The following is a 13,624-nucleotide window of genomic DNA, read 5'->3' as shown; positions in this document are numbered from 1 at the left end:
CGCAGGCGGAGCCGGCCGGCCCTCCGCCGACCCGCCCAGTCGCGACGGCACGTTGAACGGCGTCACCACCTGCACCGGGGCCGGCCGGGAGGTCGGCGCCCCGGGCAGCAGGTGGTGGAAGCGCAGCACCTGCTCGCAGGCCCGCCGCAAGTCGCTCCGCAGGTCGTGGTGCAACACCGCGGTGAGCCGGCCGGCCTGGAGCAGCCGGGCGTTGTCCTCGTCGAGGTCGTGTGCCAGATAGGCGTGCGGGTGGACTCCAGCACGGTCCAGCTCGCCCAGGATGCCGAGGTTTCCGCCGCCGATCGAGTAGACCGCGGCCAGGTCGCGTCGCTCGCGCAACAGACCTCGGACCAAACCGGTCATCCCCTCGTCCAGCCCGTCCGCGTCGGAGAGCACGATGACCTCACGCGTCGGGTCCACCCGGGCCAGCGTGGCCTCGAATCCGGCGAGCCGCTCCTGCTCGCCGAAGAAGGTGGAGCGGGACAACGTCACCAGCACGGCGCCGCGCCGTCGGCCGAGCCACTGCTGAAGCAGGTATGCCGCGGTGTCACCCGCGGCGGCATTGTCGAGTCCCACGTATGCCGTCCGCCTGCTCGCCTGCAGGTCGGTCACCAAGGTCACCACTGGGATGCGGCGCTCGACCAGGCGATTCACGGCCTCGACCACGCCGGGGTCGTCCGGCGCCTTGAGGAGGAGTCCCTGGCAGTCAGGGCCACGCGTGCCCAGACGGTCGAGGATGTCGACCAGATCAGCCGCGGCCCCCCTCTCGCGCAGGTGGAAGCGCGCACGTACCGTGGCCGGCCGTAGACCCGGCAGCTCCTGCTCGAGAGCCTCCCGCACCGCCGCGCTGAAGCGGCTCGGCGCCAGCATCACCAGGTCCAGCAGGAGGGTGCGACCGGCCAACCGCAACTGGGTCTGCTGCCGGTCCAGTTCCAACAGCGCCTGCTCGACCTGGGACACCGCCCGAGCGCTCACGCCGGCCCGCCCGTGCAGCACGCGGTCGACGGTGGCGGCACTGACACCGGCTTGTTGTGCGATGTCCGCGACCCGGTGCGGCCCATGGGGGCCGCTGCGACCTCTGGCCATCTCCTGATCGTAGGGTCTGGGACGACACCGACTTCGCACGTCATGAGGGTTTTTTGAGGTCATTTCGCCGGTCTCCCGACCTGGTTCTGGCGGCATGCTGGGAGCAGATCCCCGTGTGCACCCGCAGCACCTCGTCAGGAGGACCCGTGACCACCACCTCACCCGCCGCCATCGCCGGTCGGCTCCGCGCCGAAGACTGCCACCTCGAGGACCTGCTCGCGGTGCTCGCCGAGCCGACCGAACTGTCCGACTACCCCCATGCCTCGCGCGTCGATCAAGGGGTCGTCGTCTACGCGTCTGACCGCTTGCGCGGTGTGATCGCCGATCCGGCCCGTCGCACGGAGGTCGAGGGCGAGGTCGCGCGAGCGCTGTCCGACGGGCCCGGCATCGTGGTGTTCGAGGGCGCCTTCGCTCCCGAGGTGGTGGACCGCACCACCTCGGCCTTCCAGCAGCTCATCACCGATCAGAACGCCTCGGGTGTCCGGGCCGGCGACCACTTCGCCAAGCCGGGGGCGAACGACCGGGTCTGGAACGCACTGGAGAAGCTGGCGGTCGCCGATCCCGAGTCGTTTGTCGACTACTACGCCAACGACCTGCTCGCTCTCGCTGCCTCCGCATGGCTCGGCCCGGCATACCAGGTCACCTCGCAGGTCAACGTCGTCAACCCGGGCGGCGCAGGACAGACGGTCCACCGCGACTACCATCTGGGTTTCCAGTCGCCCGAGGTGTCAGCCGCCTACCCCGCGCACGTCCACGCCCTGTCACCGGTGCTGACCCTCCAGGGCGCCGTCGCACACTGCGACATGCCGGTCGAGACGGGACCCACGCTCTACCTGCCGCATTCGCAGAAGTACTCGCACGGCTACCTGGCCTACTGGCTTCCGGAGTTCCAGGACTACTTCGTCCAGCACCATGTGCAGCTCCCCCTCACCAAGGGCGACGCGGTGTTCTTCAACCCTGCGCTGTTCCACGCCGCCGGGTCGAACCACTCGGCCGGCGTGCACCGGATGGCCAACCTGCTGCAGGTCTCGTCGGCCTTCGGACGCGCCATGGAGACCGTCGACCGCACGCGCGTAGTGTTGTCCGTCTATCCGGCCTTGTTGGCCCGCAAGGCAATCGGTGCCAGCCGCCGCGACCTCGCCAACGCGGTGGCTGCCAGCGCCGAGGGCTACGCCTTCCCTACCAACCTCGATCGAGACCAGCCGGTCGATGGTATGTCGCCCCGCACCCAGGCGCAGACCGTCCTGGACGCGCTGGACGCCTCCGCCTCACCGGAGGAGCTCGGTGGTCAACTCGCTCAGCAGGCTTGGCGGACGCGCAGCAACTGACGCCGCGTCGGCTCGGATCATGCTGGACAAGCAGTGGATCCGCGCACGATGAGCGCCGGAGCGACGACGACGGTCTCACCCGCCGCGCTCCGGGATCCGGCCGCCGCCCCGTCTAGCCGAGCAGCCAACGCGTCCATGGTGGCCGTGGCCAGGGCCGCCGGGTCCTGGCTGACCGAGGTGAGATCCACCGTCGCCAGACGCGCCAGCGGGCTGTCGTCGTATCCCACCAGGGACAGGTCGCCCGGCACGTCCACACCATGGCGGAGCGCAGCATTCAACACACCCACGGCACACCGGTCGTTGAAGGTCACCACCGCGCTCGGGCGACGAGTCCGAGGCTTCCCGAGCAGGTCCTGCCCGGCGCCCATCCCGGAGGCTTCGTGGTCACCACCGGCCCGCACGTCGACGGCGGCCCCCAGCCCGTGTCTGCGCATGGCCTCCCGGTAACCGCGCCGTCGCGCAGTGGCGATCGGCCCACGCGGTCCGTCGACGTAGGCGATCGCCTCGTGCCCGAGCCCGACCAGGTGGTCCACCGCCGCTGCCATGCCCGGGCGGTCCGCCGCCAGCACACCGTCGAAGCCGTCTCCTGCCGGCCGGCCCACCGCCGCCACCGGGCAGAGTCTGGCCAGCGCCCTCAGCTGGCTCTCGGGCATCGTGGGGCCCAGCAGAGCCAGGCCCTCGCAACGGAAGTCCACCAGCGTCTCCACGGCTCGGCGCTCTCCACGAGCCGAGGTCACGGTCGACAGGACGAGGTCGTAGCCGTGCCGCGTGGCCTCCGCGTCCAACTGGTCGACGAGCTCGGCGTGGAACGTGCTGCTCACGTCGAGCAGCACGCCGACCAGCCGGCTGCGGTGACTGGCCAGCACACTGGCAGTGCGGTCGGGGCGGTATCCGAGTGTCTCCGCCGCGAGCCGCACCGCCTCGCGGGCGCTGGCACTCGGTCCCGGACGGTCGCGCAGGACCAGCGACGCCGTCGCGGTCGACACCCCCGCCCGGGTGGCCACGTCGGCCAGGCGAGCACGCGGCATACACGCCCTCCTCTCCTGCTCCGGCACCTATGTCCGGACAAAGCCTTGACACCCGGACGGACACGGTCCACGCTTTCTTAAAGCGCTTTATACCAGATCACGTGCGCGGGTGACACGAGGAGAGCATGGACATGACGCAGCAACGCATCGGTGTCGCGGTCATCGGAGCCGGCATGGCCGGCCGCGCGCACTGCGCCGGATACCGAACAGCACCCACGCTGTTCGATCCTCGGTTACCACCCATTCACTACGCAGCGGTCATCGATGCCAACGAGGCCGTCGCCCGCGACGCAGCGATGCGCTATGGCTTCGAGCGATCCGGCACCGACTGGCGGGAGCTGCTCGAGGCCGACGATGTCGACGTGGTCAGCGTCGTCGTCGCCAACCACCTGCACCGGGAGATCGCCGAGTCCCTGCTCGATGCCGGCAAGCACGTGCTCTGCGAGAAGCCGCTTGCTGCGACCCTGGACGACGCACGGGCGATGGTCGACGCCGCGGAGAAGCACCGTGACCAGGTGGCCGCCACCGGCTTCGTCTACCGCCGCCAGCCGGCCGTGGCCGCGGCGCGAGACCTACTCACCCAGCGACTGGGCGAGGCATCGCACTTCAACGGACGCTACTGGTGCGACTATGCCCTCGACCCCCGGGCTCCGATGACGTGGCGCTACAAGGGAGGGGCGGGCACTGGTGCGCTCGCCGACATCGGGAGCCACCTGATCGACACCGCCGAGTTCATCTGCGGCCCGATCGCCACTGTCGGCGGCGCTGCTCTCGCCACGCGCGTCACCGAACGAGCCGTTCCGGTCGGCACGACCTACGGCCATGCCCGCGCCGAGCTCAGCGACGTGCTGGAACCAGTGGAGAATGATGACGTCGCCACCTTCACCGCCACCTTCGCGTCCGGAGCGGTCGGCACCTTCTCGATCTCCCGCATCGCCCCAGGACACGCGAACTCACTCGCATTCGACCTGATGGCGTCGAGGGGCTCGCTGAGCTGGGACATGGACCGGCCCGCGGAGTTCTCGGTCCTCAGTGACCTCGCGGACGACGGCTTCGACGGGCCACGGACCGTGCTCGTGGGGCCGGCTCACCCCTACGTGCGCGGCGGCCTGCCGATGGACTTCCCGGGCGTGTCCTACGGGGTCGGTGACCTGTTCGGCTACCAGGCTCGGGCACTGCTCGAGCAGGTCGCCGGCATCGACGGTTTGCCGCGCTGTGCGCCCTTCGCCGACGGCGTTCGAGACCTGACCGTCATCGACGCGGTGCGGCGCTCCGCCGTCACCGGCGGCGCCGCCGTCGACGTCCCGGCCTGACCAGCATCCTCACTTCGTCGAAAGGAACTTCGCCATGCACCTCGGCGCCTACACCGCCTGCCTGCACCACCTGCCGTTGCCCGAGGCGCTCGCCACGCTGCGCGAGCTCGCCCTCACGAGCGCCGAGATCAACTCCGGCGGCTTCATCGGGACGCCGCACTTGCCCGCCGGGGAGCTTCGGGCCAGCGAGGAGGCACGGCAGGACTACCTCGGCACCTTCGCCGATGCGGGCATCACCCTCACCGCTCTGAACTGCAACGGCAACCCGCTGCATGCTGACCCGGAGGTGCGTTCCAAGCACAGCCAGGACGTGCTCGACTCGATCGAGCTCGCCGCGCTGCTCGGCGTGAAGCGTGTCGTCACGATGTCCGGCCTGCCGGGTGTGGATGCGCACGCCTCCTTGCCCAGCTGGACGGTATTGCCGTGGGAGAGCTCCTCGCTCGATGCGCGTGACTACCAGTGGAACGAGGTCGCGATTCCCTGGTGGAAGCAGGTCCAGGCCCGCGCGGCCGACGCCGACGTCAAGGTGGCGATCGAGATGCACCCGCACAACCTGGTCTACAACCCCGGCACCCTCGAGCGGCTGGTCACCGAAGTCGACGCCACCCACATCGGCGCCGAGATGGATCCGAGCCACCTGTTCTGGCAGGGAATCGACCCGGTTCTCGCCGTGCGCTCTCTCGGCGAGCTCGTCGTCAACGCGGCCGCCAAGGACACCCGCATCAACGAGGCAGCGAAGGTCAACGGGGTCCTCGACGACCGGTTCACCCGGGTCGCACCGGACGATCCCGCCTACCTCCCTCTCGGCGGCCGCTACTCGCTGAGTCGCTGGCCGGAGCAGTCGTCGTGGGACTTTGTCGCCGTGGGACGCGGCCACGACACGGCATACTGGACCGAGTTCCTGCGTGCGCTCCGAGAGGTGGACCCTGACATGGCCGTCAACATCGAGCACGAGGACCAGGAGCTCGACCAGATGGAGGGCCTGCGCACGGCCGCGAGGACGCTGCTCGACGCCGAGACCGCCCTGTGACCGACGGCTCCTCGGGTGGTCAGCCAGCACCGGCGGTTCGGCTGCGGATCGGGCTCCTCGGCGCCGCCCGAATCGCCGAATTGTCCATCGTCAAGCCGGCGGCTGCCACCGGGCACCGACTGTATGCCGTTGCCGCACGTGACGAGAGCCGGGCGAAGGAGTTTGCGGAGCGGCACGCGGTGGAGCACGTCCACGCCTGCTACGCGGACGTGCTCGCTGACCCCGAGGTCGAGGTGGTCTACAACCCGCTGGCAAACGGGTTGCACGGGCCGTGGAACCAGCGCGCCCTGGACGCCGGCAAGCACGTGCTCAGCGAGAAGCCCTCCGCCGCCAACGCGGCCGAGGCGCGGCTCGTGCGGACCGCCGCGCAGCGAGCGGGCACGGTCTTCATGGAGGCCTTCCACTACCCCTACCACCCGCTCTTCGAGCGGGTCTGCGAGCTGATCGACGCTGGCGCCGTTGGCGAGCTGCGCCACCTCGAGGCGGTATTGCGGATGCCCGCCCCCGACAAGGCCGACCCGCGCTGGCGGCTCGACCTGGCCGGCGGATCCACCATGGACCTCGGCTGCTACAGCCTGTCCTGCCTGCACCTGCTCGGCCAGAGGTATGCCGGTGGGTCACCTCGTGTCCTGTCGGGTCGAGCCCGGGAACGGGCCGACCTGGACGGGGTGGACGAGTGTCTCTTTGCGGACCTCGAGTTCCCTTCCGGGGTGACGGGTGTCGCCGGCAGCGACATGGCAGCGAGCGAGTGGGACTTCCACCTGACCGTCACCGGAAGCGCCGGGGAGATCCACGTCCCCGACTTCCCGCGCCCGCACCTCGACGACTCGCTCGTCCTGCGCGCTGCCGGCGGTGAGCGCGTCGAGCACCTGGGCCGGCGATCCAGCTACACCTACCAGCTCGAGGCCTTCGCGGCCGCGGTGTGCACAGGGACACCGGTCATCACCGACGCCGAGTTTTCGGTGCGGTCCATGGAGCTCGTCGATGCGGCCTACGCCGCGGCCGGCCTGCCCCTACGTCAACCGACCCCGGTGTGACACCCTCCGGGCGGACCTCCGTGGCAAGACCGTCGCCCACACCGACCGAGACGTCACGAAGATTCACCACGGGCTGGTCGCACGAGGCACGAGACCGAGCAGGAGAGAGGAACCGAGATGGGACTGCTGGACGAGAAGGTCGTGCTCGTCGTGGGCGGCACAACCGGCGTAGGTGCCGGGGTGGCTCGCGCGGCTGCGCGCGAGGGTGCCGTCGTCGTCGTGAGCGGCCGACGCGTGGAGCCCGGCGAGGCGCTGGTCGGTGAGCTCCAAGCGGCCGGCGCCGAGGCGGCATACGTGCAGGGCGACGTGGGTGACCCTGCGAGTGCGCGCGCCATGGTGCAGCAGGTGATCGAGCGCTTCGGACGCACCGACTGTCTGGTCAACTCCGCCGGCCTGACCTCGCGAGGCACGTTGCTGGACACCACGCCCGAGCTGTTCGACCAGCACGTGGCGGTCAACCTGCGCGGCCCGTTCTTCACCATGCAGGCCGCCGTGGCCGACATGGTGCGCCGCGGCGCGCCGGGCACCATCGTCAACGTCATCTCGTCCTCGGAGCTGGGTGGCCAGCCGTACCTCGCGCCATACGTCGCTGCCAAGGCCGGGCTGGCGGGGCTGACCCGCAACGTGGCCCACGCGCACCGGTGGGACCGGATCCGCATCAACGGCCTGGACATCGGGTGGACCCAGACCGAGGGTGAGGACGCGACCCAACGTCAGTTCCACGGCGCCGGGGACGACTGGGTCGAACGGGCGAACAACTCGCTCCCGATGGGCAAACTCGGTCAGGTCGACGAGATCGCCGACTTCGTGGTCTTCCTGCTCTCCGCGCGAAGCGGGGTCGTGACCGGATCGGTGATCGACTGGGACCAGAACGTCGCCGGCTGCCACGACTGACACGCTTGGTCGGTGGGCTGTCGCGTCAGGGACCCACCACCCTCCAAGGGCTCAGTGCCGAGTGGTCAGCCAGGGGACTCGAAGGTGGGTGGCGTCGACCAGCGCGAGAGGTAGTCGGTCATGGTCTCGCGCATGAAGACACTCGACTCCCTGGCCCGGTCCTCCCAGGCGAACACGCTCGAGCTCATCACCCCGTCGAAGCCGACCTTCTCCAAGGTGGAGAAGAACTCGTTGAAGTCGACCTCGCCCTGGCCGATGTCGAGGTGCTGGTGCACGGTGACCTTGGCCCCCGGAGGGTTGACGATGTAGCGCTGCCCGGAGCTCGCGGTGTGCGAGAAGCTGTCGGCGACGTGCACCATGGTCAACAGGTCTCCGGCACGCTCCATGATGCCCGCGCAGTCGTCGCCCTGGTGGAAGGTGTGCGGGGCGCAGTAGAGGAAGGACACGAGGGGGCTGTTGATGCCCCGGACCAGGTCCACGGCCCGTATGCCGTCCTCCTCCCAGTCATAGGGGTGCGGCTCCAGCGCCAGCCGGATTCCCTCCTGCTCGAAGACCGGCAGCAGCTCCTCCATCGACCGCCAGAACTGTCCCTCACAGCGCACCACGTCCTGGTTGCTGCCGTTGAACTCGCTGTTCATCGTGTCGACCCCGAGGTCGCTGGTGATCTGGATCGCGCGCTTCCAGTAACGCACCGCGGCCTGGCGGTCGTCCTCGTCGGGGCCGCTCCACCGGTAGAGCGGCAGCACCGACGAGATGCCGACTCCCGCTGCCCGCAGCGCCGTCCGGAACTTCTCCACCGTGCCGTCATCCACCCGCGGGTGGTTGTAGAAGGGGATGAAGTCCTCGCGGGGGGACAGCTCGATCCACTCGTAGCCGAGGTCGGCGACGACGCCCGGCAGCTCCAGCAGGGGGACGTCGCGCAGCATGTAGGGGTCAAGGGCGAGCTTCACGGGGCCACCGGCCGTTCCGGCAGCTCGACGGCCACGGGCTGGCCCTTGGCGAGCGACTCCATGCCCGCGGTGCAGACCACGGTCGCCGCATAGCCGTCCCAGGCCGTCGGGCCCACGACCTCACCCCGACGTGAGGCGTCCACCCAGGCCTGGACCTCGAGGTCGTAGGCGCGCTCGAAGCGGATCCGGAAGTCGGCCGGAATGCTGCCGCCCCAGCTGCCCCCACCTTCACCGATGCCTGTGCTGTAGAGGCCACTCCAGCTGGCACCGGCGATGACCGAGCCGCGCTCGCCCACCGCCTCGCAGCGCACCTCGTAGCCGACCTGGTTCTTGACGAACAGCTCGGAGGTGACGATCGCTCCGCCCGCCATGGTGAAGAGCGCCACCTGCGGGTCCACGACGCCCTCGGGCTGCGCACCCGTGGGTGTCGGTGAATGAACAGTGATCTCGGCGATCTCCTCATCGAACAGGAACCGGGCGACATCCACCTCGTGCACCATCGAGTCCCGCACGATCATCTCCGAGCGGAAGCCCTCGGGCACGTCCTTGTTGCGGTGAGTGTTGTGCACGAGCAGCAGCCGTCCGATCGCGCCGGAGTCGACGGCCCGCTTCAGCTGCACGTATTCCGGGTCGAACCTGCGCATGAACCCCACCTGCACCAGGGGTCGCCCGCCCCTGGCCTCTGCCTCGACCAGGCGCAGGGACGAGTCCGAGTCCATGGTCAACGGCTTCTCGCACAGGACCGGCTTGCCGTGGTCGAGGCAGGCGAGCACCTGCTCCTCGTGGACGAACCCCGGGGACGCGATGATCACCGCGTCGACCTGGTCGTCGGCGACCAGCGCCAGCGGGTCGGCGATCGCCCGCACACCATCGAACCGCCCGGCCAGGTCGGCCGCCCGATCCTGGTCCGGATCCGACACCGCCACAAGGCTGGCACCGGCGATCCGGCGCTCGATCCGTTCGGCATGGTCGGCGCCCATCATCCCGACGCCGACCACCCCGACGCGCAGGGCTTGCACCGCCATCTAGCTCTCCTTCGCAGGATTGACATCAGCTGGCTCGTCGGAGGCCTGCTCCTCGGCATCGGGTGCGCGCACCTTGCCGTGACCCACCTTGCTCGGCGTGACGATCCTGCCCGGATCAGCGCCGCGCAGCTCGTGACTGAGCTCCGCCAGCTCCTGGCCACCGGCCATCTCAGCGGTGAGCTGGTCGAGACTGAGCTCGTCCCGAGGGGCGTCGAGCGCGACACGGCCCAGCTTGAGGATGATGAAGTGGTTGCCCACGAGATAGGCGTGGTGTGGGTTGTGGGTGATGAAGATGACCCCCAGACCGGCGTCTCGGGCCTTGACGATGTACTTCAGCACCACTCCCGACTGCTTGACTCCCAGTGCAGCGGTCGGCTCGTCGAGGATGATGACGCGGGCGCCGAAGTAGATGGCACGGGCGATCGCCACGCACTGGCGCTGCCCGCCGGAGAGTCCGGCGACCGGCCGGTCCAGGTCGGGGATCTCGATCCCCATCTTGGTCAGCTCCTCGTTGCAGATCCGCTTCATCTGCCCGATGTCCAGGCTGATGCCCTTGCGGATCTCGTTGCCGAGGAAGAAGTTGCGCCACACCGACATCAACGGCGCCAGGGCGAGGTCCTGGTAGACCGTGGCGATGCCGGTGTTCTGCGCGACCCGGGGCGAGCCGAAGCGGCGCGCGATCCCGTTGACCTTCATCACGCCGTCGGTGTAGTCGTGCAGACCCGAGACGATCTTGATCAGGGTGGACTTGCCCGCCCCGTTGTCGCCGAGGACGCACGTCACCTCCCCCTGACGCACGCGCATGTTGATGTCGCGCAGGGCCCGGACGTTGCCGTAGCTCTTGCCGACGTCCTCCATTTCGAGGATCGGCGTGCCGTCGTCAGAGGAGGAGGGCTCCTGCCGGTTCTCCGTGAGAGTGCTCATCGTTGATCAGCCTTCTTCTTGACATAGACGTTGGCGACGCAGGCGAACAACAACATCGCGCCCAGGAACGTCTTGAACCAGTCGGGGTTCCACCCGGCATACGAGATGCCGAGTTGGGTCATGCCGAAGATCAGCGCACCGAGCGAGGCACCGACCACGGAGCCGTAGCCTCCGGAGAGCAGGCAGCCGCCGATGACGGCGGCGATGATGTAGATGAACTCGTTGCCGATGCCCGCTCCCGACTGCACGTTGTTGTAGTTGAACAGCATGTGCATCCCAGTCAGCCAGGCCCCGAATCCGACGCCCATGAACAGGAGGACCTTCGTGCGGGTGACCGGGACGCCGACGGCGCGCGCGGCAGCGGCATCGCCGCCAGCCGCGAAGATCCAGTTGCCTGCGCGGGTCCGCAGCAACAGGTAGCCACCGACGATGGTGAACAGCACCCAGTACAAGACGGTGATGCTCAGGTCCACCGGGCCGATCTTCAGGCTGGAGGCGAACACCGCCTTGGCGCTGTTCCATCCCTGCATGTCGCTGATCGTGTTGGACGAGACGCCACCGGTGACAAGCCTGGTGACGGCCAGGTTGACGCCTTGGAGCACGAAGAACGTGCCCAGGGTGACCAGGAAGCTGGGCAACCCGGTCGCGTGCAGCAGCCAGCCGTTGAAGGCACCGATGGCGAGCGAGATCAGCAGTGCGAGGAAGACCCCGAGCCACACGTTGAGCCCGAAGTTCCAGCTCAACAGCGCCGCCGCGAGACCAGACGTCGTGACGGCGACGCCCGCGGAGAGGTCGAACTCGCCACCGATCATGAGCAGTGCAACCGGCACAGCCATCAGGCCGATGGTCGAGCTGCCGTAGAGGATCGTCCCGATGTTGTCGACGCTCCGGAAGGCCGGTGCAGCCGCGAGGAAGATGACGGCGATGATGATGACCCCGAGCAAGGCGCCGATCTCCGGACGCGACAGCAGGGTCGCCGTGACGGACCGGTGCGTGACCCGGTCGTCAGTGGATGGCGGTGCGACGACGGCCATGACCACTCACCGGGTACCCTTCTCGGCGTACTTGGCGACCTTGGCGATGTTGCTCTTGTCGATGAACGAGGGACCAGTCAGCACCGCCTGCCCACCGCCGATGGTGTTGCCGTTGGTGTTGTACAGCCACAGGGCGTCGACGGCCAAGTACCCCTGCAGGTAGGGCTGCTGGTCGACCGCCCACTGAACGTCGCCGCTCTGGATCGCACCGACGAGTTCCTTGTTGGTGTCGAACGTGGCCACCTTGGCCTTGCTGCTGCCTTGGCTCAGCGCCTTGACCGCGTCGAGCGCGATCGGGGCCCCGAGCGTCATGACCGTGTCGATGGACTTGTCTTGGGTCAGCCGAGCGTTCAGGGTGCTCGTCACCGCGCTGTTGTCCGCCCCGTTGACGTAGACCCGCTTGACCTTGCCAGAGCCGGCCAGTCCCGCGATGACGCCGTCGCAGCGATCCTCGAGCTGCTGCTGCCCCTGATCCTGGATCACACAGAGCACGTTCTTGGCGCCCTCCTTCTTCAGCCGTTCTCCGGCCGCACGGCCGGAGACCTTCTCGTTCTGGCCGAAGTAGCCCAGCGCACCGAGGCTGAACGCATCGTCCCCACCGGCGTTGAACATGGTGACGGGGATGCCGGCGTTGACGGCCTTCTTGATCGTGGGCCCGATGGCGCCGGTATTCGGGTCGGTGACCGCGATCCCGTCGACCTTCTTGTCGATTGCCGCCTGGATCAGCTGAGCCTGCTTGGACGCGTCGTTGCTGTTGGAGTACTGCAGGTCGACGTTGTCCTTCTGGGCGGCGGCTTCTCCACCCTTGCGGATGATGTCCCAGAAGGTGTCGCCGGGCTGCTGGTGGGTGATCATCGCGATGGTCATCCGTGGGGTGTTCGCCTTGCCAGCGGCAGCTCCGGTGTCTCCGGTGGCCTGTGGCTTGCCTCCGGAAGAGCTGCACGCAGCCAGGCTGAGCGCAACCGTGACGCCCAGTGCGGCCGCAGCCGCGCGGTTGGAGCGGATCATGGTGTCCTGCCTTTCGATACAGGCACCGCCGTGAGCGGCGATGTCACTGGAGGGGATGGGTTGAGTTGCGTCATCGGAGTGGCCCACAAGCCTGGAGCGTCTTGAGTGTTCGGGTCGCGATCGGGAGGGGCTGGTCAGGCTCGCAGGGATACATGTCCTGCTCGACGATGGCGACGACCTCACGGTCGAGATCGGCCACCGCCTCGAGGACGGCCCCCAGGTCGGGTATGCCGCGCGGGGGCTCGCACATCGCACCGAGGCGCACTGCCTCACCGAAGCCGATGCCGTCGGCGTGCACGCGCTCCACCACGGCCGGGTCGATCTGCTTGAGGTGCACGTAGCCGATCCGGTCGGGGTGGCTACGGATGAGCTCCAGGTTGTCCCCGCCGCAGTAGGACACGTGGCCGGTGTCGAGGCAGAGGCTCACCAGGTCGGGGTCGGTCTCGGCGAGGAACCGCTCGATGTGAGGTTGGGTGTCGACGTGGCTGTCGGCGTGCGGGTGGAACTGGATCTGCAGCCCGAACTCGTCCCGGATGGCGCCTGCCAGCCGATTCATCTGCTGCGCGTATGACGCCCACTCGCGATCGCTGAGCGTCGCCTCCTCGATCACGTCACCGGTGGCCGGGTCGCGCCAGAAGTCGGGGATGACCACGAGGTGCTCGGCGCCCATCGCCGCGGTGAGCCGAGCGGCGGCCGCGACGGCTGCCCAGGTCGAGTGCCAAGACTCGGTCCGGTGCAGGTGCTCGAAGATCGTGCCGGCGGTCATGGTCAACCCGCGTCGTCCGAGCTCGTCGCGCAGTCGCTCGGGCTCGGTGGGCAGGTAGCCATAGGGCCCGAGCTCGATCCGCATGTAGCCGGCCTCGACGGCCTCGTCGAGGAAACGCTGCCACGGCGTCTGCAACGGGTCGTCCGCATACCAGACGCCCCAGCTGTCCGGGGCGGTGCCGATGAAGGCCGGTGTCGTCAT

The 13,624-nt window shown here is 68.8% G+C and carries 13 protein-coding genes; 5 read left to right on the top strand and 8 right to left on the bottom strand.

The window, feature by feature from the left end:
- Window positions 1–1,086 (bottom strand): LacI family DNA-binding transcriptional regulator (locus tag FRW57_RS03280; RefSeq protein ID WP_152185286.1); only part of this gene is annotated, 1,086 nt, incomplete at its 3' end.
- A gap of 146 nt (window positions 1,087–1,232) precedes the next feature.
- Here FRW57_RS03280 and FRW57_RS03275 point away from each other — a divergent pair.
- Window positions 1,233–2,414 carry a phytanoyl-CoA dioxygenase family protein gene (locus FRW57_RS03275; protein WP_152185285.1) on the top strand — a complete coding sequence of 394 codons (1,182 nt, stop codon included), beginning with the start codon at window positions 1,233–1,235 and terminating at the stop codon, window positions 2,412–2,414.
- Between the two features lie 17 nt (window positions 2,415–2,431).
- Here the strand turns inward: FRW57_RS03275 and FRW57_RS03270 are convergent, their stop codons facing one another.
- On the bottom strand, window positions 2,432–3,442 hold the full coding sequence (locus FRW57_RS03270; RefSeq protein WP_152185284.1) for a LacI family DNA-binding transcriptional regulator: 1,011 nt from the start codon (window positions 3,440–3,442) through the stop codon (window positions 2,432–2,434).
- Between the two features lie 131 nt (window positions 3,443–3,573).
- Between FRW57_RS03270 and FRW57_RS03265 the strand changes: the two genes are divergently transcribed.
- The 4 genes from FRW57_RS03265 to FRW57_RS03250 all read left to right on the top strand — a co-directional run bounded on the left by FRW57_RS03265 (window position 3,574) and on the right by FRW57_RS03250 (window position 7,716).
- Complete coding sequence (locus FRW57_RS03265; protein WP_137119615.1) at window positions 3,574–4,755, top strand: Gfo/Idh/MocA family protein; 1,182 nt, start codon at window positions 3,574–3,576, stop codon at window positions 4,753–4,755.
- A gap of 34 nt (window positions 4,756–4,789) precedes the next feature.
- Window positions 4,790–5,785: a sugar phosphate isomerase/epimerase family protein gene (locus tag FRW57_RS03260; protein WP_152185283.1), complete on the top strand. Its 996-nt coding sequence runs from the start codon at window positions 4,790–4,792 to the stop codon at window positions 5,783–5,785.
- Entirely contained in the window at window positions 5,782–6,822 is a 1,041-nt protein-coding gene (locus FRW57_RS03255) for a Gfo/Idh/MocA family protein (protein WP_203230193.1), read from the top strand. The genes FRW57_RS03260 and FRW57_RS03255 overlap by 4 nt, the downstream gene beginning before the upstream one ends.
- Before the next feature lie 117 nt (window positions 6,823–6,939).
- Window positions 6,940–7,716 (top strand): SDR family oxidoreductase, encoded by a 777-nt coding sequence (locus FRW57_RS03250; protein ID WP_152185282.1) that lies wholly within the window; start codon window positions 6,940–6,942, stop codon window positions 7,714–7,716.
- A gap of 65 nt (window positions 7,717–7,781) precedes the next feature.
- Here the strand turns inward: FRW57_RS03250 and FRW57_RS03245 are convergent, their stop codons facing one another.
- From FRW57_RS03245 to FRW57_RS03220, 6 genes are all read right to left on the bottom strand, one after another.
- Window positions 7,782–8,666, bottom strand: a complete 885-nt coding sequence (locus FRW57_RS03245) for a sugar phosphate isomerase/epimerase family protein (protein ID WP_152185281.1) — start codon at window positions 8,664–8,666, stop codon at window positions 7,782–7,784.
- Window positions 8,663–9,691, bottom strand: a complete 1,029-nt coding sequence (locus FRW57_RS03240) for a Gfo/Idh/MocA family protein (RefSeq protein WP_152185280.1) — start codon at window positions 9,689–9,691, stop codon at window positions 8,663–8,665. Before FRW57_RS03240 ends, FRW57_RS03245 begins: the two co-directional genes overlap by 4 nt.
- Entirely contained in the window at window positions 9,692–10,615 is a 924-nt protein-coding gene (locus FRW57_RS03235; RefSeq protein WP_137119610.1) for an ATP-binding cassette domain-containing protein, read from the bottom strand.
- Window positions 10,612–11,649, bottom strand: coding sequence for an ABC transporter permease (locus tag FRW57_RS03230; protein ID WP_137119609.1), 1,038 nt, complete (start codon window positions 11,647–11,649; stop codon window positions 10,612–10,614). Before FRW57_RS03230 ends, FRW57_RS03235 begins: the two co-directional genes overlap by 4 nt.
- A 6-nt stretch (window positions 11,650–11,655) precedes the next feature.
- The gene (locus FRW57_RS03225; RefSeq protein WP_137119608.1) at window positions 11,656–12,657 is read right to left on the bottom strand and encodes a sugar ABC transporter substrate-binding protein; all 1,002 of its coding nucleotides are present in this window, start codon (window positions 12,655–12,657) and stop codon (window positions 11,656–11,658) included.
- Between the two features lie 70 nt (window positions 12,658–12,727).
- On the bottom strand, window positions 12,728–13,624 hold the full coding sequence (locus FRW57_RS03220) for a TIM barrel protein (RefSeq protein WP_137119607.1): 897 nt from the start codon (window positions 13,622–13,624) through the stop codon (window positions 12,728–12,730).

It is taken from the genome of Segeticoccus rhizosphaerae (assembly GCF_009192725.1).
GTDB lineage: Bacteria > Actinomycetota > Actinomycetes > Actinomycetales > Dermatophilaceae > Segeticoccus > Segeticoccus rhizosphaerae.
The sequence above is the reverse complement of the archived record's forward strand: the minus strand, read 5'-3'. Positions and strand labels throughout refer to the sequence as shown.